Source organism: Kamptonema sp. UHCC 0994, assembly GCF_029167235.1.
GTDB lineage: Bacteria > Cyanobacteriota > Cyanobacteriia > Cyanobacteriales > Microcoleaceae > Kamptonema.
In genome coordinates, this window is record NZ_JARFTR010000156.1 from 39,287 (window position 1) to 60,563 (window position 21,277).

18 protein-coding genes are annotated in these 21,277 nt (G+C 44.7%); 10 read left to right on the top strand and 8 right to left on the bottom strand.

Going from position 1 to position 21,277, the window contains the following annotated elements:
* The first annotated feature begins 149 nt into the window (after nt 1-149).
* Complete coding sequence (locus PY364_RS14515; protein WP_275523515.1) at nt 150-3,356, top strand: PAS domain S-box protein; 3,207 nt, start codon at nt 150-152, stop codon at nt 3,354-3,356.
* Nucleotides 3,357-3,386: 30 nt separating this feature from the next.
* Here the strand turns inward: PY364_RS14515 and PY364_RS14520 are convergent, their stop codons facing one another.
* From PY364_RS14520 to grpE, 7 genes are all read right to left on the bottom strand, one after another.
* Nucleotides 3,387-4,034: a biopolymer transporter ExbD gene (locus tag PY364_RS14520; RefSeq protein ID WP_275523517.1), complete on the bottom strand. Its 648-nt coding sequence runs from the start codon at nt 4,032-4,034 to the stop codon at nt 3,387-3,389.
* Nucleotides 4,035-4,047: 13 nt separating this feature from the next.
* Nucleotides 4,048-4,833 carry a MotA/TolQ/ExbB proton channel family protein gene (locus PY364_RS14525; RefSeq protein ID WP_275523519.1) on the bottom strand — a complete coding sequence of 262 codons (786 nt, stop codon included), beginning with the start codon at nt 4,831-4,833 and terminating at the stop codon, nt 4,048-4,050.
* Between the two features lie 202 nt (nt 4,834-5,035).
* Nucleotides 5,036-6,310, bottom strand: a complete 1,275-nt coding sequence (gene rsgA / locus PY364_RS14530) for a ribosome small subunit-dependent GTPase A (RefSeq protein WP_275523521.1) — start codon at nt 6,308-6,310, stop codon at nt 5,036-5,038.
* Between the two features lie 74 nt (nt 6,311-6,384).
* The gene (locus PY364_RS14535) at nt 6,385-6,660 is read right to left on the bottom strand and encodes a sulfurtransferase TusA family protein (protein WP_275523523.1); all 276 of its coding nucleotides are present in this window, start codon (nt 6,658-6,660) and stop codon (nt 6,385-6,387) included.
* On the bottom strand, nt 6,657-7,784 hold the full coding sequence (gene dnaJ, locus PY364_RS14540; protein ID WP_275523525.1) for a molecular chaperone DnaJ: 1,128 nt from the start codon (nt 7,782-7,784) through the stop codon (nt 6,657-6,659). The genes PY364_RS14535 and dnaJ overlap by 4 nt, the downstream gene beginning before the upstream one ends.
* Nucleotides 7,785-8,056: 272 nt before the next feature.
* On the bottom strand, nt 8,057-10,048 hold the full coding sequence (gene dnaK, locus PY364_RS14545) for a molecular chaperone DnaK (RefSeq protein ID WP_275523527.1): 1,992 nt from the start codon (nt 10,046-10,048) through the stop codon (nt 8,057-8,059).
* A gap of 121 nt (nt 10,049-10,169) precedes the next feature.
* Entirely contained in the window at nt 10,170-10,946 is a 777-nt protein-coding gene (grpE, locus tag PY364_RS14550) for a nucleotide exchange factor GrpE (protein WP_275523529.1), read from the bottom strand.
* Between the two features lie 536 nt (nt 10,947-11,482).
* On the opposite strand from grpE, the gene PY364_RS14555 reads away from it, so the two are divergent.
* The 8 genes from PY364_RS14555 (at nt 11,483) to PY364_RS14590 (ending at nt 19,508) form a co-directional block, all read left to right on the top strand.
* A complete protein-coding gene (locus PY364_RS14555; RefSeq protein WP_275523531.1) occupies nt 11,483-13,489 on the top strand; it encodes a GspE/PulE family protein in 2,007 nt (668 codons plus the stop codon).
* A gap of 178 nt (nt 13,490-13,667) precedes the next feature.
* Complete coding sequence (locus tag PY364_RS14560; protein WP_272031944.1) at nt 13,668-14,765, top strand: type IV pilus twitching motility protein PilT; 1,098 nt, start codon at nt 13,668-13,670, stop codon at nt 14,763-14,765.
* A gap of 94 nt (nt 14,766-14,859) precedes the next feature.
* On the top strand, nt 14,860-15,987 hold the full coding sequence (locus tag PY364_RS14565; protein WP_275523533.1) for a type II secretion system F family protein: 1,128 nt from the start codon (nt 14,860-14,862) through the stop codon (nt 15,985-15,987).
* 84 nt (nt 15,988-16,071) lie between these two features.
* Nucleotides 16,072-16,668, top strand: coding sequence for a hypothetical protein (locus tag PY364_RS14570; protein WP_275523534.1), 597 nt, complete (start codon nt 16,072-16,074; stop codon nt 16,666-16,668).
* Nucleotides 16,669-17,169: 501 nt separating this feature from the next.
* Nucleotides 17,170-17,847 carry a hypothetical protein gene (locus PY364_RS14575; protein ID WP_275523536.1) on the top strand — a complete coding sequence of 226 codons (678 nt, stop codon included), beginning with the start codon at nt 17,170-17,172 and terminating at the stop codon, nt 17,845-17,847.
* Between the two features lie 381 nt (nt 17,848-18,228).
* Nucleotides 18,229-18,438, top strand: a complete 210-nt coding sequence (locus PY364_RS14580) for a DUF2997 domain-containing protein (RefSeq protein WP_275523537.1) — start codon at nt 18,229-18,231, stop codon at nt 18,436-18,438.
* Between the two features lie 38 nt (nt 18,439-18,476).
* Nucleotides 18,477-18,863, top strand: a complete 387-nt coding sequence (locus PY364_RS14585; protein WP_272031939.1) for a DUF1257 domain-containing protein — start codon at nt 18,477-18,479, stop codon at nt 18,861-18,863.
* A 183-nt stretch (nt 18,864-19,046) separates the two neighbouring features.
* A complete protein-coding gene (locus tag PY364_RS14590) occupies nt 19,047-19,508 on the top strand; it encodes a ferredoxin (protein WP_275523539.1) in 462 nt (153 codons plus the stop codon).
* A gap of 276 nt (nt 19,509-19,784) precedes the next feature.
* On the opposite strand, the gene PY364_RS14595 is transcribed toward PY364_RS14590, so the two are convergent.
* Nucleotides 19,785-20,099 (bottom strand): zinc ribbon domain-containing protein, encoded by a 315-nt coding sequence (locus PY364_RS14595; protein WP_275523541.1) that lies wholly within the window; start codon nt 20,097-20,099, stop codon nt 19,785-19,787.
* A gap of 529 nt (nt 20,100-20,628) precedes the next feature.
* Here PY364_RS14595 and PY364_RS14600 point away from each other — a divergent pair.
* Nucleotides 20,629-21,204 (top strand): hypothetical protein, encoded by a 576-nt coding sequence (locus tag PY364_RS14600; protein ID WP_275523542.1) that lies wholly within the window; start codon nt 20,629-20,631, stop codon nt 21,202-21,204.
* The last annotated feature ends 73 nt before the right edge of the window (nt 21,205-21,277 follow it).

The window sequence follows — 21,277 nt, forward strand, 5'->3', positions numbered from 1 at the left end:
AACCATCCATAATTTTAGAATCTATATTTTTCATCAATTCAATTAATAGAAATACGTAGTGCCAGCGATAAATCTATTAATTTATACTTTTAGTTCTTCTGAAAACAGCAAATAGAACACTCTTTTAAATCAGAAAAATGGTATAGCATATGGTTTCTAATCAACAATTCAGTCAACTTAATGATATAGCAGATGTTAATTTTTATCTCGCACAGCGATCGCAGGTACAAGAGCCACAGACCCAGAGAAAACCTCCGCTAGCTAGTGACATCTACCAAAATGTTGTAGAACTGCAAACAGAGCTAGTTTCTCGGTTTTTAGGTGATGGTACTCTCACATTTGTTAATAGAGCCTATTGCCGCTATTTTGGTAAAACACGCCGCGAATTAATCGGCACAAATTTTTTACTATTAATTCCAGAAGTAGAACGGGAAGAAGTAAAACAGCAATTCCTATCCCTAAGTCCAAGTAACCCTGTTAAAACTTACGAAGGCACTACTGCTGATGCTAATGGAGAAATTAACTGGCAACAATGGACTATTCAAGCAATCTTCGATCCTTTGATGCGTTCGGTAGAATTTCAATCTGTTGCTCGACACATTTCAGAACAACAATTGATAGAGCGTAGAGCAGAGTTAAAGCACCTCTCGGAAGATATAGAAAAGAAATCTTCTGAACTCAAACAGATAAAAGAGGAACTGCAAAATATTTATAGCGTTTTAGCTGTTATTGCTCAAGACATTACAGAACGCAAACAAATAGAGCAAAGTCTACAAGAAAAGACTCAACAATTGCAGGCAATTATTGAAATGACTGGAGAAGGAATCACTCTGAGCGATGCAGCAGGTTGCTTTGAAATTTTTAATACAACGATGCAAAAAATTACCGGCTATACTATTGCTGAGGCTAATAATAGTAGTGATTTTATCAGATTGCTGCATCCTGAAGAACAAGAATTTAGGGAAGCACAGGAACGACTTGAGCAAGTAAGAGAAAAAGGTAAAATATCAGACATTAAAACCACTATTTTCACCAAAAATAAAATTAGAAAAAGCCTGCTAATATCTACGTCAGTTGTGCGTTGTAAAAACAGAGATATGTTTTTAAGTGCCTATCGAGAACTCAGTGAAAATCAGCAAATTGAGTCGGCTCTTTGCTCAAATGAAGAGTATTTTCGCCACTTCTTAGAAAATTCTCCTATTGGCATGATTATTTGCGATCGTAAATCTCGCATTATCAGTGTCAATACAATAGTATGTAAGATGCTCGGTTATACCGAATCTGAAATGTTGTCTTTGAATATTGCCGATATTAACAAGCCAGAAATCCTAGAAAAAAATCGGATTTTAAATGAGCAAAATTTGCTGAAAAAATTACCGATTTATCAAGTAGAAAAATGTTTTATCAAGAAAAATAAAGAATCTGTTTGGGTGAACGTAGTCGTTAAGTTAATTCGCGACCAAAAAGGAGAAACCCTTTATGGTTTTGGCATTGTTGAAGACATTACAGATCGCAAGCTGTTAGAAGCAATTATTCAAGAGAGCGAAGACAGATTTTGTGCTATTTTTGAGCAATCTGCTGTCGGTATGAGTGCCCTGACACTGGATGATAAATTTTTCCGAATCAATCAAAAACTTTGTGATATATTAGGTTACACCCACGCAGAAATGCTAAGCTTAAATTTTCAAGATATCACTCATCCAGATGATATCGCTACTGATATTATTTACAAACAACGCCTCTTGTGCGGTGAAATTTCAAATTACTCAATAGAGAAGCGCTGCATCACTAAACAAGGAGTTCTTGTTTGGGGAAAAATGAGTTTATCCGCAGTTTGCAATCGCACCGGACAACCGCATTATTTAATCGTCGCTGTTGAAGATATTAGCGATCGCAAACAAGCCGAAGTAGCTCTTCAAGAATCCGAGGCAAAATACCGAGCATTAATGAACGATGCTGGCGACGCAATTATGCTAGTAGATATGCAAGGAAATATCCTAGAAGCCAATACAAATGCAGAAGAATTATTGGGGTATCAAAAAGGGGAATTAGTGAAAATGCACGCCAGTCAAATTCACCCACTCCCAGAGCGAAAAAGAGTAATGACAGAATTTATGAAAAGTATCAAAAAAGGAGTAGCCTGGTTGCCAAATACTCTGGTACTTCAAAAAGGAGGTCAAACAGTTTGGGTAGATATTAACTCTAGAGTAGTTGAATGGGGAGGTGGCGACAAAGTTATGCAGACAATTTTTCGGGATATCACCTACCGAGTGCAATTAGAAAACACACTTAAACAACAAGCTGAAAGAGAACGGTTAGTAAGAGGTATCGCTCAAAATATTCGCGAGTCTTTAAACCTCGAAGAAATTTTAAATACGACAGTTAATAAAGTTAGAGAATTTCTCCAAACTGAGCGTGTCATTATTCACCGATTCAATGCTAGTGGCAGCGGACAGATAGTTGCAGAATCTATAGCTCCTGGTTGGGGTTCAACCTTAGATTGGGCAATCAGCAACCCCTGGATTACAAACAATCAACTTTTAGATTCGCATCAATTACGTCAAATTTGTGCCATCGAAGATATCTACAAATCTGGTTTAGAGCAGTGCCACATTCAGTTACTAGAAACCTCCGAGATCAGAGCTGTGTTAGTCATGCCGATTCTGACTGGAGAATATCCTTCTCTCCTGTGGGGACTACTAATAGCTCACCAGTGTAGCGGGGTGCGTAAATGGCAACAATTAGAGATTAATTTATTGCAAGAATTGGCAATGCAATTAGCTCTAGGCATTCAACAATCACAACTTTACCAACAGCTTAAAGAAGCGAATGTCGAACTGCACCAGCTTGCAACAGTAGACTGTTTAACTCAAATCGCAAACCGCCGCCGCTTTGATGAATATTTACATCAAGAGTGGTGGCGATTAACCCATGAGCAAAAACCTTTATCTTTAATCCTGTGCGATATCGACTTTTTCAAGCTCTATAACGATGCTTGCGGACATCAAGCAGGAGATAGATGCCTCAAACAAGTTGCTGATGCAATTCGCCCTGTACTGAAGCATTCAGCAGATTTAGTGGCTCGCTATGGCGGTGAAGAATTTGCCATAATTCTGCCCAATACTGACGCTACTATCGCTATTGATATCGCCCAAACTATCCGTTCTGCGGTCAAGGATTTGCGGATTGTTCACAAAGGTTTAGCACCAGATCGGTACGTCACTCTCAGTTTAGGAACTGCCACTGTAATTCCAGGTACACAATTTTCTCCTGAGAGGCTGATTGCTGCTGCCGATCGCGCTCTGTACTGCGCTAAAGAACAAGGTCGCGATCGAGTTTGGAGTAACGAATGTTAAGTAGAAGGCAGGAGAATTTACCGATCGTAGTTATTGGCTTTTAGATGGTGGGGACTGTTGAGGAACAGTAGTTCCCGGAGTGGGGACAGTCGGTACAGGACTAGCCCCAGGAGCACTCGGATTGAGATTAATACCACTTGGCTGCTGGTTCGGCGTAACTGGGGCAGATTGAAACTGGTTTTGGAGCGGTTGCTGTCCCGGATTGGTAGAAGGTAACTGATACTGTTGGTTAGGATTGAAGGGAAAAGAAGGACTTGGAGAAGGTGAAGAGGAGGAACTGGGTAGAGTAGCCAAGGCCACGCGATCGCCTCCCACCTCTCGCAGGCGATCCAACACCTCCACCACACGAGCATACTTCGCATCCTTCGGAGCGTACAACACCATTAACCCGTTAGGATTTTGTTTACGGTAATCTTGTAAAACGCGATCGAGTTGATTCTCATTCATCGGTATTTGATCGATATAAGTTTGACCAAAATCATCAATGCTAACGATCATCATGTCTCGCATCTGCGACTGTCCTGTACGAGCCTTGGGCAAATCTACATTAATCGCCTGCTGACGAGTTAGTTGTAAAGCCGCCAGCAAAAAAAATGTCAGAATGCAAAAAATGACATCAATTAAAGGAACGAGTTCAATTCGAGTCTCTTCCGCAGGAGTATCCAAATGAATCTTCATGGTTAGTTAGCTATTAATTGTTAAAATTTGAATCTTCAACGGAGTCAGAACCACTGGTAGGTTTTGGTTCTTTCTGATGCTCTATACTTTCTTGAGCATTAAGTGAATGTTTCGGATAACCTTCCTTAGCAAAAGAGGAATTGCTATTTTCTGAACCGGGATAACGATTACTGCTAGCTTGAGACCAGTATTGGCGATATAACAACTCCAATTCATTCCCAGCCTTGCGAAACACTTTTACTTGATTGAATAAAAAAGCTTGAAAAATGCGGTAGAAAGTCAAGCTGATAATCGCCACAACCATTCCCGTAGCCGTAGAGATTAGGGCTTCGCTAATCCCCAAAGTCACTCCAGCGGTGGCAGAAGTACCAATATCACCAAGGCGAATTGTACTCAGGGAGTTAATCAAGCCTAAAACTGTTCCCAATAGTCCTAATAAAGGTGCTAGAGCAATCACAGCTTCTAATATTTTGTCACCGCGCCGCATAGAAGCTAATTCTTCATCGGCGGCGGCTTCTAGTCCCAGTCGAAAAACTTCTGGTTCTGGATTGTAGAGTCGCAGAGGGGCATAGAGAAATCTCCCAATAGGTTGCTGGTGTGCTTGTTTAGCAATCTCATTAGCCGCCGCCCAATCGCGACGTGCAGCTTCGAGGACTCGGTTGACTATCTGCTTTTCCTTGCTGATGAGGTTGGCCCAGAACCATAGACGCTCGATAATTGTACTGACAGAGAGGATGGATAAAACCAGCAGAGGGTACATGGCGGGGCCGCCCTTTGCAATGATTTCTTGAATATTCACGGTGTTTTCGCTCCTCCATAACTTAGTGAACTACCTACACTGACTTGGTGAGAGTCATAGTGGCATTATTACTTCTACTGGTGTTACAAAACCTTACTTGCTAGTTTCCGAGCATAGGTTTTTCGATATTACAATCCGTTATATTAGCAATTAGCCATCAGCAATTAGCAATTAGCAATTAGTATTTGCCAGCTCCGATCGCTTAATATTCATCATGATCTTGAGACATATTTTGCTGTAGTGTTTGGTGTTCAAATCTGCGGTTCAGGCGGCGGTATTTTTTAGATTCCAGCTTGGGTTCGTACTTTTGCTTACCATCCGACTTGCTTTTCAACTTAAAGCTGGATTCAGCATCGCCTAATTGCTGCAAAGCGTGCGATCGCACGCTTGCTTCTCCCAAAAAATCTAGATAATGCTGATAACGCTCCCAATCACCTCGCACAACGCAATTAGGTTCATCTCGGTGCGAACAATCGCTAAACTGGCAACTACCCTTAGCCAACCGCTGTTTTATTTCTGGGAAATATTGAGCTAACTCCTGTGGTTCACACTCCAGAGTTGGTTGATTAAAACCAGGGGTATCTGCTAACAGTCCCCCTCCCGGTAGTTCAAATAGTTCTACATGGCGAGTGGTGTGCCTTCCCCTACCTAGTTTCCCAGAAACAGCTCCTACTCGCAGATTGAGGTTAGGGATCAAGAGGTTAATCAAACTGGATTTACCCACGCCCGAAGGCCCGGAAATAACTGTAATCTTACCCCTTAGTTGGCTGTATAGAGAGGGGGAGGTGGGAAGCGGGGGAGCGGGGGAGCTGGGGGGCGGGGGAGCTGGGGAGCGGGGGGGCTGGGAAGATGAGGGAGATAAATCGAACCCAGTCTCCCATTCTCCCAGTCTCCCATTCTTCCAGTCTTCCTCCAGTGCCAATCCTGCACCTGTGTGGACGCTGATAAAGGTGGGTTCGTAGCCCCAATCAGAGAGGCGATCGCGCCACTGTTGCTGTTGTTGTGGCGTTACTAAATCGCATTTATTCAAACACAAAGAAACCTCTAAACCTGTAGATTCGGCCTTGACTAAAAACCGACTTAATGCTATAGGTTCTAAATCGGGTTCCACCAAGGCAAAAACTAGAAGAATTTGATCGGCATTGGCAATAGGAGGGCGATTGAGTTCAGTTTGACGAGAAAATACTTCTGCGATCGCGCCGCGTCCCCCCGCCCAGTCTGGTTCTTCAACTACCACGCGATCGCCAACCATCACCTGCTGACCGATTTTTTTTAGTCGCGATCTGCGGGTACAAAGAAGTAGAAGAGGAAAAGTGTTAGGTTTGGGATTAAATTCTTCACCTGAACTTTCACAGCTATAACCTGAGACTGCATCTATCTTGTCAGCATTTACCAGTTCGGGATCTAACCGTACTTGGTAAAAATTAGCCTGAACAGCCAATACAGTACCCACAAGTAAGGACGAATTAACACTCATCCTTCTTCCTTCTGATTTCTTCCTTCTTCCCTCAGCTTAAAACTCATCATTTCATCCTTACTAACTAATTTTATTCATCCTTCTTCCTTCACAAGAGGACGCTGCACTTTCAGAGCAAAATAGTTTCGATCCTCAGCACTAACAAACTGGGTATCTAGAATCTGATAGCCTTCCATTGTCAGACTATCTGGTACTTGCTCAATCGGTTCGCCGGGATCTAGCCAAACTTCCAAAACTTCCCCAGGGGACATTTGCTCCAAACGGAGTTTAGTCCGCACAAAATTAATCGGACAGGGAGTCCCCCGTAGATCCATCTGGAAACTTGGCATCGAAGTTGCACTCTCGCTCATTTCTGAAATAAATTCCCTAAAAACCCTTCAATCCCGCCTTTTCCCGTGCGATCGCCTTTCAGTTTAGCCAATTGCACCAACAGATCCCGTTCCTCCGTTGTGACACGGGTAGGAATATCAATAGATACCGTAATCAAATGATCCCCACGACTAACTGGGTTTCCCAACCGAGGAACGCCTTTTTTATCTAAAGTCAGAACTGTATTCGGCTGAGTTCCCGTCGGAATCAACAACTCCGTCGGCCCATCTACCGTATCGACCTCCAAGCGACAGCCCAAAATTGCTTGCAGATAACTGATTTTAACTTCCGAGTGAATGTTGATGCCCTCTCGCCTAAATACGGGGTCTTCATCCACCGACAAAAATACGTACAAATCCCCTGGGGGGCCGCCCATTTTCCCAGCATCCCCTTCATTCGATACCCGCAAGCGAGTACCGTTATCAACTCCTGCGGGGACAGTAATTTTCAGTTTTTTTGTAACTTCCTTTTGACCTCTGCCACCACAGGTTTCGCACTTGTCCTCTATAACCTGTCCACTGCCGTTGCAAGTTGGACAAACTGAAACTTGAGTAAAACTACCGAAAGGAGTGCGGGTAGCACGGCGAACTTGACCCGTACCGGTGCAAGTTTGGCAGGTTTGGGGTCTAGTTCCTGGTTTTGCCCCCGTTCCGCTGCAAGTTTCGCAGGTTTCTAAATGTTTAATACGGAGTTCTTTGTCTCCTCCAAATACTGCTTCTTGGAACTCTAGCTTCAAGTCAAGCCGTAAATCATCGCCACGCACGGGCCCTGTACGGCGACGACCTTGTTGAGTGGCCGCACCGCCAGCAAAACCGCTGAAGAAGCTTTCAAAAATATCAGCGAAGCTATCCCCGAAGTCTTGACTAAAGCCGCCTGCTCCTGCACCGGAAACGCCTGCTTCGCCAAAGCGATTGTAGCGCTCCCGCGTTTCTGGCTCTGAGAGAACCTCGTAGGCGCGGTTGATCTCTTTGAAGCGCTCTTCTGCGCCTGCTTCGTTGTTGACATCGGGGTGATACTTGCGAGCTAGGCGGCGGTAGGCACGCTTAATTTCTTCTTTATCTGCATCGCGAGAAACACCGAGTATTTCATAGTAGTCGCCGGCCATATAGCTACTTGCCTGAAGTAAATAATAGTGTGCAAAAAACAGAGGGGCAGGGGGCAGGGGAGCGAGGGAGCGGGGGGCAGGGGAGCGAGGGAGCGGAGGAGCGGGGGAGCGAGGGAGCGGAGGAGCGAGGGAGAATTTCCTAACTCTTAAAACTCACAACTGCTTTGACTCACAACTGCCTTGACTCACAACTGCTTTGACTCACAACTCAAAACTCCCCTAAGTCTTCTAACTTAAAACTCAAAAATTCAAACTCCCCAAACCCTGCGTTGCTAGGAAGTTGTGGAATCAATCGCAAAGGGATTCATTTCATCAACTTCGGGAGCTGCTGGCTGTTTACTTGGAGCTACTGCGATCGCCTCTTGGGAGGAGAAACTATCAGTAGTAGCAGCGTCGTCTGAGTCTACCATCTGTGGACTTTCATCCTCAGCAACGGAATTGTTAGACTCACTGCCGACTTGCTCGTAAACGGCAGAGCCAAGGGAATAAAGCACTTGCTGGAAGGATTCAATCTGTTGCTTCATTTCCTCGTAGGGGATGTCAGGAGTGGCGATCGCTTCGCGCAGAGCTGAGGCTGCTGTGCGGGCTTCGTCCTTAAGCTCGTCGCCGATGAATTTTGAATTAGCTTTTAAGCTTGCTTCATAATTATAGAACAGCGTATCGGCTTGATTTTTGAGTTCGACGAGTTCTTTGCGTTTGATGTCTTCTTCGGCAAACAGTTCTGCCTCTTGGCGCATCCGCTCGACTTCTGTTTCACTCAAGCCGCCGGTGTTGGTAATTTGGATGCTTTGTTCTCTGCCGGTGCCTTTATCTTGAGCTGAGACTTTGAGGATACCGTTGGCATCAATTTCAAAGGCAACCTCGATTTGAGGTACGCCGCGAGGGGCGGGGGGTATTCCCTTGAGCAGGAATTTACCCAGACTTTTATTATCTTTAATCAAGGCGCGTTCGCCTTGGAGGACGTGAATTTCTACTGAAGTTTGACCATCAGCAGCCGTTGAGTACATCTGGGAGCGACTGGTAGGGATAGTGGTGTTGCGCTCGATGACTTTGGTGAATACGCCGCCTAATGTTTCCAAACCGAGGGATAGAGGCGTGATATCCAGCAGTAGTAAATCTTTGACTTCACCACCTAAGACACCTGCTTGAATTGCGGCTCCCAAGGCTACTGCTTCGTCTGGATTAACGGAGCGATCGGGTGCGACACCGCCGAAATATTTGCTAATTGCTTCTTGGACTGCTGGCGTGCGGGTTGACCCCCCGACTAAAATAATTTTGTCAATATCTTTCGGTGTCAAATTTGCGTCTTTGAGAGCTTGAGTCACCGGATCGATCGTGCTCTGAATCAGATGTGCCACCAATTTTTCAAATTGACTGCGAGATAGTTCCATCTCTAAGTGCTTGGGCCCCTTTTCGTCAGCGGTGATGAAGGGTAAGTTGATGGCGGTAGTATCTCTACCGGAGAGTTCAATTTTGGCTTTTTCAGCCGCTTCCCGGAGACGCTGCAAGGCCATTTTGTCTTTTGAGAGGTCAGTGCCTTCTCTAGTACGGAAGGTTTCTACCATCCACTGTACTAGGCAGTTGTCGAAGTCGTCGCCGCCCAGATGGTTATTGCCAGCGGTGGCATTGACTTCAAAAATCCCGTCTCCTAGTTGGAGGATGGAAACGTCAAAGGTACCACCCCCCAAGTCAAAGACCAAGATTTTTTGATCTTGGTCTTGCTTGTCCAACCCGTAGGAAAGGGCGGCGGCTGTGGGTTCGTTGACGATCCGCAAGACTTCTAAGCCCGCGATCGTGCCGGCATCTTTTGTTGCTTGCCGCTGAGCGTCTGTAAAGTAGGCTGGGACTGTAATTACAGCTTGAGTAACGGTTTCTCCCAAGTAAGTTTCAGCATCTTGCTTGAGCTTCAGGAGTACCATTGCCGAAATTTCTTGGGGCGTGTAATTTTTGCCGCGAATTTGGACATCAACGGTATTATCTTTGCCGTTGATGCAGGTGTAGGGAACGCGGGAGCGTTCTTCTTCGGTGTCTTCCCAGCGACGGCCGATGAATCGCTTGATGCTGTAGACGGTATTGGCGGCATTGGTGACAGCTTGGCGTTTGGCGAGTTGCCCAACTAAGCGATCGCCACCTTTGCCAAATCCTAAAATGCTCGGAGTTGTGCGCCCGCCCTCTGAGTTTGAGATCACGACGGGCTGCCCCCCCTCTAAAACCGCTACGCAACTGTTGGTCGTACCCAGGTCAATGCCAATTACTTTTCCCATAGCGCTCCTTGAGAGAATTAAAAATGTAAAATTAAAAATTAAAGGAAAAGATATTTTTAATTTTTAACTTTACATTTTTAATTTTTAACTTGGGTCGGAGTTATTTTCCGATACTTTTTTGTTATTGTGGCTCAACTTCTTCAGAGGCGGGTTCGGGAGCTGCTGCCACTTTCACCATTGCATGGCGCAGGACACGCTCGCCGAGCATATAGCCCCGCACCAGTTCCTCTGCCACAGTCCCCTCCTCATACTGGTCGGTAGGTTCTCGCATTACCGCTTCGTGGAGATTGGGGTCAAAGGGCTGACCTTCAGGGCGCATCGGGGAAACTCCCACCCGTTTGAGGCAGTCTACCATTTGCTTATAAACGCTTTGGTAGCTTTTGTGTATCCCCATCTCGCCGTCAGTTTGGGGCTTAATATGGGATCTAGCCCGCTCGAAATTGTCGATTACTGGCAACAATTCCATGATTGTGGCACACTTCACTTGCAAATCCAACTCTTCCTTTTCCTTAGCAGTGCGCCTGCGGAAGTTCTCAAAATCTGCGGCCAGCCGGAGATTTTGATTTTTCAGATCGTCTACCTGAGCGGAACTTGCTTGTGTCTGAGCTCTTAATGACTCATTTTCCTTAGTTGCGCTTGCCAATTCCTCCTTCAAAAACTCCAGAGCCTCAGCTAGCCCTGGATCGGCGAAATTGCCCTGCCCTGACGTGGATGGTGCGTTTCCTGCCGGTTGTGAGGCCTCTGAACTCTGATATGCTTGAGCAATTTGAAGCTCCCAGTCGAGCGGTTCGTTCAAATTTCCGTCTGCTGGCGGCGTTTCGTCTACCGCTTGCACCCCTTCTGGAGCAGTTGCTGCTGAGTTGGGATCGTGGTATTGCTGGTTTTCCTCGTCAATCATAAATTTCTGTGCGACACAACCCACACAATTCTAGCAGTGGGAAGAGCCGCGCCCTCCCTTGTTAATTGCCAATAAAAAAATGGAATCGAGTAAAAATTCACTGTGCGGCGCGAAAGCCTGCATTCTGCCCTGGCAGTTAGCCGGAGTGCACAATATTAATTAAAATATATATCAAAACCCTGCATAACAGGTTTGCACAGAGTATTATGGATATTCTGCAAAACGGAAGCCAATTGCCTCTACAACGCGGATAACTGCCAAGAATACAAATTCTTCTGAAATCTGGTTAAGCCTGGATTGTAAAGAACTCAAGAGGGAAATTGCGTTAACGTAGACTTGAATGGGGCTGCTAATATTTTAATTAAATCAAGGAAAGCTATTCCGGCTCTCCGCAGGCTCAGCCTCCAGACCTGAGTTTTGTTCAAAAGCTTATGAATTTGGCAGGTTTCTCTAAAATTGCAGCGGATTGGGGCTTCAGGGTCGCGATCGCTGACGTTAGCTGTAGGAAAAATTAAGGAGATCTACGGAATTAACTTATGACTAACACATTCGAGCGGCGACCCTCCACCTCCCTAGTTGTCCAGAGCAATTTCTCTCCGGCTCTCAACAAAATGATTCAGGCTGGTTATGTCAATACTGACCAGCTCAAACAAGCCCAAATTGAATGCCGCAAGTCAGGTAAGCGCTTGACAGAGGTACTCGAAGCGATCACCGGCCAACCTCTACCCCCAGAATTGCTGCGCCATTACAAGAAGCAGCAGATGTTTGAACTCAAGCTGGTGTATGGTGTTGAAGCATTTGACCCGGAGTTAACTCCGATTTCTACTGAGCAACTTGGTGGCATCCTCGATTTGTTAAAAATATCGATCGACACTTGCACTCAAGGGCGGTTTTTGCCTGTACAGAAGACCGAAACTGAGCCGCCATCAATTGTAGTGGCAATGGCAGATCCCGATAACCTTAACTCTCAAGAAGATTTACGCCGGATTTTGCAGCCTCATGGATTGAGCTTTGTACGGCGGGTAATTACCAAAGATGACTTTGACGAGATCGTTTCTGCCTACCGAGAGGATGACGCGAAGAAAGCAGCGGTAAAGGCGGCTAAGGAGAAGGAAGAAAAGCTACAGTTTGGGGGTGACAACTTTGAGGTCGAACTCGAAGAAATCAGCGGCGATGTAGAGGACATTGCTGTTTCCATAGATGATGCTGAAGCAGCTCCCGTGATTAAAGCTGTTAACGTCATTTTGGCTAAAGCTTTGTCAGAAAAAGTTTCTGATATCCACGTAGAGCCCCAAGAAGAACATCTGCGAATTCGGATGCGGAAAGATGGAGTGCTGCAAGAATATTTTCGCTTTCCAAAGCAGGTAGTACCCGCAATTACTTCCCGTTTCAAAATTCTTTCTAATATGGATATTGCCGAACGTAGGCAAGCTCAAGATGGACGGATTAGAAGGCGGTTTGAAGGGCGGACAGTAGACTTCCGGGTTAATAGTTTGCCCTCCCGCTATGGTGAGAAAATTGTGCTGCGGATTTTGGATAGTTCCAGCACGCAATTAGGTTTAGGTTTGTTAATTTCTGACCAAGAAACTCTGGCTTTGGTTCGAGAAACTGCGAGTCGGCCTTTTGGATTGATTTTGGTGACGGGGCCGACGGGTTCGGGTAAGTCAACTTCTCTGTATTCAATTCTGGCAGAAAAGAACGATCCGGGAATTAATATTAGTACGGCGGAAGACCCAATTGAGTATGCTTTGCCTGGGCTGACTCAGTGTCAGGTGATTCGCGAAAAAGACTTGACTTTTTCTAACATTTTGCGGGCATTCTTAAGGCAAGATCCAGATGTGTTGCTGGTGGGGGAAACGCGGGATAAAGAAACGGCAAAGACGGCGCTGGAAGCGGCATTGACGGGTCACTTAGTGTTAACAACTTTACACACGAATGATGCGGCGGGTGCGATCGCGCGTTTGGACGAAATGGGCGTGGAACCCTTCATGGTATCGGCGGCACTTTTGGGTGTACTAGCTCAGCGGCTAATGCGGCGGGTTTGTAGCGATTGTCGTCTTCCCTACACCCCTGCTCCTGAAGAACTCGGTCGCTACGGCTTGTCAACTTCTCAAGAAGTAGATATCACTTTCTACAAAGCCAACATAGTACCTTCAGATGACAGGAAAGCTCTGTCAGAAAGGGGAGAATTGTGCAAAAAATGTGGCGGTGGAGGTTACAAAGGGCGGGTTGGTGTCTATGAATTTCTGAAAGTTACAGAGCGACTGCAAACCCTAATTACCCAAGGTGCTCCGACAGAACAAATTAAGGAAGCAGCGGTAGAAGAAGGGATGAAAACCTTGCTGGCTTACAGTTTACAATTAGTGCGTGAAGGTGCGACAACTTTTGAAGAAGTAGAACGAGTAACGTTTACTGATACTGGTTTGGAGGCTGAATTGAAAGCTAAACGCAAGCAGGGGCTCACCTGTAAAACTTGCCGAGCTGAATTAAAGCCGGAAATGTTAGATTGTCCCTACTGCTTGACACCACGCTTTGTAGATTAATTAGGCATTATAGCTTACGTAACGCCGCCCTCTGGGCGGTGACTTTACCGCCGAGACGGCGGCGTTACAAACAGTTAGCAATTAGCTATTAACAATTAGCTATTAGCAAAGCTCCGCCCAACTAAGAATATGAGTTACATTGGTCTGTAAGTATCAATCTGATTCGGGAGACGTATCTATGGGTTTGATGATTGAGGACGTATTGGAGTCCCTTGTAGAGCAAGGCGGTTCGGACATTCACATCCAAGCTGGCGCACCGATCTTCTTCCGCGTCAGCGGGAAACTTACCCCTCAGCCTCAATTTGGGGAAATTTTAGCTGCTGAGGAAGTCCAAACGCTGATCTTCCAGATGCTCAACAATATGCAGCGCAAGCACTTGGAGATGGAGTGGGAGTTAGACTGCGCTTATGGGGTGAAGGGATTGGCCCGTTTCCGGGTGAATGTTTACCGGGAGCGGGGTTGCTGGGCTGCTTGCTTGCGGGCCTTGGCTTCCAAGATTCCTAACGCAGATGCACTGGGAGTACCGCAGGTGTTGCGGGATATGACGGAAAGGCCAAGGGGTTTAGTCTTGGTGACTGGCCAAACTGGTTCTGGTAAGACTACGACGATGGCGGCTTTGCTGGATTTGGTGAATCGGACGCGATCGGAGCACATTTTGACGGTTGAAGACCCGATTGAATACGTTTTTCCTAATATTAAGAGCTTATTTCACCAGCGGCAAAAGGGTGAAGATACTAAGAGCTTTGCGAATGCACTGAGGGCTGCTTTGCGGGAAGATCCCGACTGTATTTTGGTGGGAGAAATGCGGGACTTGGAAACTATTGGTTTGGCAATTTCGGCCGCAGAAACGGGTCACTTAGTATTCGGAACGCTGCACACTAACTCCGCTGCGGCAACTGTAGACCGGATGCTGGACGTTTTTCCTCCGATTCAACAGCCACAAATTCGAGCGCAAATGTCTGGTTCTCTAGTGGGAATTGCATCTCAAAACTTGGTACCGAAACTTGGTGGTGGTCGTTGCTGCGCGATGGAAATAATGATGAATACACCCGCTATGGCTAACTTGATCCGCGAAGGAAAAACTGCTCAAATTTACTCCCAAATCCAAATGGGGGCTAAATTGGGGATGAGGACGATGGAAATGGCTTTAGCTGAACTTTTTAAAGCGGGCAAGATTAGCTGGGAAGCGGGGATGAGCAAAAGTGGTAAACCAGACGAGCTCGAACGCTTGATCGGGCCGGCACCCGCAGGGGCAAAGGCGGGAGCGCACCATTAATTTCAGTAGGGTTTGGGATGGGAATTTAAGCTGAAATTCACCATCCTAAATCTAATATCTAATATCTAAAATCTAAAATTTTCAGAGGTAAGAAATGGCTACCAATGTTCTCCGCGATAAGCCGAAAGCTGGTTTTGATTTGAATACAATCGGTCAGAAAATCGAGCTGGCAATGTCCACTGTTACGATTAAGGATTTGGCTATTTTTGCTCGTCAGTTTGCGGCGATGTTCAACGCAGGTGTGGCGATGGTGAGATGCCTTGCGGTGTTAAATGAACAGTGTTCTAATCCTAAGTTAAAGAATGCGCTTACGAGCATTAGTGCAGATGTGGAACAAGGGAGCGAACTTTCGACGGCGATGCGAAAATTTCCTGATGTTTTCGATCAGCTTTTCCTAAGTATGGTGGGTGCAGGAGAGGTAGGCGGTGTGCTCGATGAAGTGCTGGAACGCTTAGCAGTTTTGATGGAGAAAAATCATAAGACGCAGAGTGAAATTAAGTCGGCTATGTCTTATCCGAAGACTGTGTTATTCATAGCAATCGTTATTTTTTTCGCGATGACAATTTTTCTGCTGCCAACCTTTGCTAAGATTTTTAAAGATATTGGTGCAGATTTGCCAGCATTCACCCTAATGATGCTAAGTATCAGTTCATTCTGTACGACTTGGCCTCCGATCCCGCAGGTGACAGTAATTGCGAGTCTAATTGGTCTTTCTTTTGCCTATAAGATGTACTACAAAACTCCGGTTGGTCGTCTGCAAATCGATAAAATTATGTTAAAAATGCCTGTGCTTGGGGATCTGCTGGAAAAATCGGCGGTGGCGAGGTTTTGCATCATTTTTGGGACGCTGACGCGATCGGGAGTTCCGATTCTAAACTCCTTGGAAATTGTGAGAGATGTGGCCGGAAATCAAGCGATCTCGAATGCGATTGAATATGCAAGGAATCAAATTATGGGTGGGGGGATGATTAGTATTGCTTTGCAAGAACAGGCTGTTTTCCCGGCCTTGGCAATTCAGATGATGGCAATTGGTGAGGAGACGGGGGAATTAGATAAAATGTTGATGAAAGTGGGTGTTTTTTATGAAACGGAAGTGGAAGAAGCGGTTAAAGGATTAACGAGTATGATGGAACCTCTGATGATTGTTGTGATTGGGGGTATTGTGGCTTCGATTCTGCTGTCTATGTATCTGCCGATGTTCGCAGTGTTTCAGAAGATGTAGAAAATAGTTAACGGTTAACGGTTAACTGTTAACTGTTAACTGTTAACGGTTAACTGTTAACAAATTAGCAATTACTATTTGAAGATGCCTATTAAACAATCACATTACGAAGCTTTGCTGGCGGAGTACAGTGAATCAACTGCGGCGATCGCACTGCTAAAACGCTATCGGCTTTATCTGGAAATGATTCCGAGTATGCGCCGAGCTCACGAGAGTGTAATTACTATTCCACTGCCAGTTGTGCGCTTACGGGATGGTGTTTCGCATTCAGGGATTAGCGGTGTCAGCATAGCACCCGGACAGGCTATTTGCTTGCCTTGTGATGTGGCGATTTTGATGTGCGATCCTGAGTGGAAGGTGAAAACAGGGGTAGAAATTTTGATTTTTATCCATCGCTATCAGGAGGATTATTCAGAATTGCTGGGCCGCTGGCGGCAGGCTCAAGTTTGGCTGGATAAGGGTTATGAGTGGGTGATGTCACACAGTTATAGGCATATTTACAGTGAGGAAGCTGAGGAGATTCATCCGCTGTTTGTGTTGTTTGAAGATACGCCGGAACGAATTCAGCGGGGGTTGAAAGGTGCGGGTTTGCCGTTTGTAATAGAAAGTTTTGAGGCGGCTATTGAGGATGAGGAATCTGAGTCTTTTTCTGCTGATAGTCCACCGATAACTAGCGATTAGTTGGTGGTAAATGGTTGTGGGTAGCGCCGATTTTAGGGCTAACTATGCCCTCCAATTCTTAATTATTTATAAATATATTATTAATTGCGAAGAAGAGCTTGTGATTTTATGTAAGACAACAGAATGCTACATTTTTAGAGTTGTATAATTTGTGTTTATTTTAAGCAAAAGTAGATTAACTTACCATCGCGATCGCACCTCACCCCCGAATCGCCATCCCTAACCATCTAGACAAATTACAACGGGAACTGGTATAATTGTGAATATATGAGGAATAGTTCTATGAGTATTACTTCTCAAAATGAAGTAGAAAGTAGTGGTTTAATAATTAAGAGTTAGGGGGAATGATTTACTGGTCACAGATGTAGAGTCCCATCGTCGCTCGCTTATTGGTACATTTGATGTTGCTTTATGTCCGCAATTGTTGCTGCATGGCATAATATCGGGTAGTGAGTGTGTTTACGTTAGAATACGTCAAGCAGAAGCACTGGAGAATTATCTATGAACACTAAATTTATACACGATACAGATACATTAGTGTCTAAAATTGCTGAGAAGTACCGAAAAGAAGGATATACAGTATTTGTTGAGCCTAAATCTGAAGACATCCCTTTCGATTTAGGCACATATCGCCCTGATTTGATGGTAAAAAGGAACGAAAATGATGGTTATATAATTGAGTTCAAAGTTAATACTAGGAAAACATCTATAGAAAGATTTATAGAAATTGCCGATATAGTTTCTCAACATACAGGCTGGCGTTTCTTGTTGATTACTGGAGAAGATGCTTTACTAAAAGATAATGCAAAGGAAGAAAAGTTATTATCTTGGGAGCAAATTATTCGTATAAAATCGCAGGGTGAACGCCTGATTTCATTAGGAGAAACTGAAGGTGCGTTTTTATCCCTTTGGGTGATAATTGAAGCACTCCTCCGTCGGCGTGCTGAGCAAGTTAATATCCCAATTGAACGATTTCCACCTTTATCTCTAATTAAGCAGATGTATTCGCAAGGAGAAATTTCTATGGAAAATTACGATCGAGCGATGCTTCTTCAAAATGTAAGAAACCGATTGGTTCATGGATTTCAAACGCCAGAACTTAATGAGTCTGTATCTCTATTGCTGATGCTGTTAAATGAATTAATCAGTTTATGGGCACCACAGTTATCCCAGTCCTGAGAGGTTCAACAATCAGTATTTAGACCGGATGATTTTATCTAAGTAGTCGGTAAGCGCGATCGCACCTCACCCCCGATCGCCTTCCGAATCCCTATCCCCCCACCATCAGATCGCTCCCAAATATATCTTGCCAAAATTCACGACTTATGTATGACTTGACTAACGCCACGAACTACGCGAAACTTAACAGACAACTGACGTACTGCTTCCCGATATTAATAACTTTTGTTAAGTTATGACTCGCAACCTCTCAATTAGTCACAATTAATCTAAAGGTTTGCGAGTCAGCCAATCTGATTGAAGCGACTTCAGCAGGCATCGCCGCTAGCTTACTGGTGCCGGTGTCTACTCCCACAACTACCTAGCAACTAGCCAGGATTTATGGAAACACTAGAGTTTGTGATTTATCCAGATGGTCGCGTGCAGGAAAAAGTCACTGGCATAGTTGGTGCATCTTGCGCTGAGGTAACGGCTGCGATCGAAGCCCAGCTTGGCTTAGTCCTCAATCAGGAGTCAACCTCTGAATATTTCGCAGCCCAACTGCATCAGTCAGCGGAAGCTACAGCTAAAGTAGCTTTGAGCGATTGGTAAATTGTTTTGTTAACTTCTTTAATTACTTGAATATCACCATGTCACACTTTAGCCAAATCAAGACCCAAATCCGCAATCTGACCTCATTACAAGCTGCTTTGACCGATCTCGGTATCAACTGGAAAGCAGGCCCTTCTGAAGTACGAGGCTATCGCGGCCTGACTAACACTGCTGAAATAGCGATCGAACAAGAAAACGGTTATGACGTTGGATTTAGCTGGAACGGTACTGAGTACGAATTGGTTGCTGATTTGCAGTTTTGGCAGCAAGCTTGGTCTGTAGACCGTTTCTTAAATAAGGTGACTCAGCGCTACGCTTATCATACTGTTGTGAATGAGAGTGCGAAGCAAGGTTTTCAAGTTGCGGAACAAAAGCAAAATCAAGATGGTTCAATCCGCTTGGTAGTGCAGCGTTGGTGCGCTTAAAAATTTACAGGTTGAAACTTGTTTCAAAAGTGCCAAAATTTGGTAGTCAGGACTTTAGTTCTTACTTTTGAGTTTAGTAAGAAAAAATTTTATTCCTGACTACGATCGAGTTTTCGGAGACTTTTGTAAGAGGCCTAATTAAAGTCCGCGCAGGCGGACTTATTATTTCTTGGAACAGGATAAATGTCAGAACTTTCTCCAATACCAATAGACAGTATGAGCGATCGCTCTGGTTTAGAGCCGGAGTTGGGCGGATTTTTGCGGGATGCGCCTCAGCGTTCGGGTTTAGAACCTGAATTGGGCGGTATGCTGCGACAGAAGGGGGTTTATGTTGATGAAATTACCTGTATTGGCTGCAAACATTGCGCCCACGTTGCTCGTAATACATTCTATATTGAGCCGGACTATGGGCGATCGCGCGTAGTACGACAGGATGGGGACTCTGAAGAATTGATTCAGGAAGCGATCGATACTTGTCCCGTTGATTGCATCCACTGGGTTGATTACACTGAACTTAAGAAATTGGAAAAAGAGCGCCAAGATCAGGTAATTCCTGTGGTAGGATTTCCATTGGATCATGCCGTAATTCGAGCGCAAATCCGCCAACGCCAAAAAGCGAGGCGCGATCGCAAACGCACCGATTGAAATTGTCGCTATTTCTCACAAAATAATAGGATGGGCGCTGCTTTTATCTATGATTCGATCGCTAAACAGGACTTAAGCAAAAGTATGCGTAAGTCCTAACTAAAAGCTGGCTGTGTATATTTTCTTCGTTCTATCCTAGAAGGAGAATCCCGTTGGTATGAGCAAAGCATTCGCGCCTATATCCTATTAATAAATATGCGATAACTTTAAGCACTAATGCTTTATCCCTACGGATATATTTACACTCAACCCTTCTTCCCTCTTCCTTTAAATTTTTTAGCCTTGAATCGGCTTTCCCTCCCGATTAATAAGGCGACTTTTTGAATCAACAGCCGTCACATCCTCATAAACACCCTCATCCCGCTTCACATACTTGCTAAACCCAGCACTCTTATAATCATTGTTTGATGTCGGCATTATCAGTCTTGGCGCACTCAGCAAGCGGCGCACAGTCGCGTCTTCTGGAGTATCCCCCGGATCGCATTTAGCTAACTTGCACAGTTCCCCCCAAGTCGTCACTTGGTGGTTCATACTGTGCCAAACTTCTACCCGTTCGTTATTGATGGGACAAAAATAATCGTAGATAGGCATAAAGACAATCTCGATCGCAATGACTCAGATTACTAGCTGTAGACTAAATTTCCCCTATTTTAGCTCAAGTGTGTCCGTTATTGCAAGGGCAAAATTTTAAACTAGGGGTTAGTTTACTCCCAATTTGCCCACACATCTAGATTGTAATCCTAATCACACTCGCGATCGCAATCTAAATTCTGCAAACAATAGGGATAAGGATAGCAATATCGTATAATTAACACTGGTAGGCTAGCTCTTCCTAAAGGATCGAACCTGGTCTGAAAAATATACCAACTGACAAAGTGATTAGGACGCTCTTAATTGCTGAAACCATTGTTTTTATTGCATTCTCCTTCTGCATTCAGCTATATGTCCCCTTGAATCCATTTTGCTTTAAAGTAAGTATAGCCTTATTAAGGGTAAGCTAATGGCAGTAACAAATACTCTAAAGCCCCTAAAAGATTTACCATAGCTTACTAGCGATACTCAAACGATCGCACTGCCTAACTTTCAGTTTGATTTACCGATTACTACCGAGGATTTCTCCATGAGTGATTTCAAAGTTACGCCAGAAGTAGAACTAAGTATAGCTCAAATGTTAGAGCGATACCAGTTAGAAGATGAAGCAATCCTACGGCGTTGGGCCAAACTTCACGGTATCAATAACAGCCGAGGTTTTTACTATCCCAGCGAAGTAGATTTAATCGATCATGTTCATCACCATATTTACAATTTGGGAATGAGTATAGCTGATTACCAAAATCTTTTAGATCGCCGCCGCAACCATTCTCAACCTACCGCCGAATCAAATAAAACTATTGCTAATCAGGTCGCTGATGAAGCTTATGATGCTATCGAAATGCTGACCGAACAATACTCGGAAGCAATCGATTTGATGGGTGAAAGAATTGCCGACCATTTCGTAGACGAGCTAGATTTATCGGTGATGCGACATCTCGCTAAAAAGGTACAAGACCGCCGAAAACTGAACGGTCAAGCTAAACCTAATCGCTTTGTTCAAATCATTAAAGCAGTGCTGCAACCTAACGGTAATACATTACTTGTACCTAAGCACACAGAGGAAGCTAGTATGGAACTTGAGCACAATCATCGACTCGGCTAAGCTGCCCATTTCTTTCAAGAATTAAATGTTATCTCTAGGAAATATTTTCCAATTTTCCTAGAGAAGTCTCCTT

Coding starts and splice junctions, on each gene's coding strand:
- PY364_RS14585 (WP_272031939.1), top strand. CDS start 18,477: ATGTCACACTTTAGCCAAATCAAGACCCAAATCCGCAATCTGACCTCA.
- PY364_RS14580 (WP_275523537.1), top strand. CDS start 18,229: ATGGAAACACTAGAGTTTGTGATTTATCCAGATGGTCGCGTGCAGGAA.
- PY364_RS14570 (WP_275523534.1), top strand. CDS start 16,072: ATGCCTATTAAACAATCACATTACGAAGCTTTGCTGGCGGAGTACAGT.
- PY364_RS14595 (WP_275523541.1), bottom strand. CDS start 20,099: ATGCCTATCTACGATTATTTTTGTCCCATCAATAACGAACGGGTAGAA.
- PY364_RS14565 (WP_275523533.1), top strand. CDS start 14,860: ATGGCTACCAATGTTCTCCGCGATAAGCCGAAAGCTGGTTTTGATTTG.
- dnaJ (WP_275523525.1), bottom strand. CDS start 7,784: ATGGCCGGCGACTACTATGAAATACTCGGTGTTTCTCGCGATGCAGAT.
- PY364_RS14590 (WP_275523539.1), top strand. CDS start 19,047: ATGTCAGAACTTTCTCCAATACCAATAGACAGTATGAGCGATCGCTCT.
- PY364_RS14600 (WP_275523542.1), top strand. CDS start 20,629: ATGAGTGATTTCAAAGTTACGCCAGAAGTAGAACTAAGTATAGCTCAA.
- dnaK (WP_275523527.1), bottom strand. CDS start 10,048: ATGGGAAAAGTAATTGGCATTGACCTGGGTACGACCAACAGTTGCGTA.
- PY364_RS14520 (WP_275523517.1), bottom strand. CDS start 4,034: ATGAAGATTCATTTGGATACTCCTGCGGAAGAGACTCGAATTGAACTC.
- PY364_RS14555 (WP_275523531.1), top strand. CDS start 11,483: ATGACTAACACATTCGAGCGGCGACCCTCCACCTCCCTAGTTGTCCAG.
- PY364_RS14535 (WP_275523523.1), bottom strand. CDS start 6,660: ATGAGCGAGAGTGCAACTTCGATGCCAAGTTTCCAGATGGATCTACGG.
- rsgA (WP_275523521.1), bottom strand. CDS start 6,310: ATGAGTGTTAATTCGTCCTTACTTGTGGGTACTGTATTGGCTGTTCAG.
- PY364_RS14560 (WP_272031944.1), top strand. CDS start 13,668: ATGGGTTTGATGATTGAGGACGTATTGGAGTCCCTTGTAGAGCAAGGC.
- grpE (WP_275523529.1), bottom strand. CDS start 10,946: ATGATTGACGAGGAAAACCAGCAATACCACGATCCCAACTCAGCAGCA.
- PY364_RS14515 (WP_275523515.1), top strand. CDS start 150: ATGGTTTCTAATCAACAATTCAGTCAACTTAATGATATAGCAGATGTT.
- PY364_RS14575 (WP_275523536.1), top strand. CDS start 17,170: ATGAACACTAAATTTATACACGATACAGATACATTAGTGTCTAAAATT.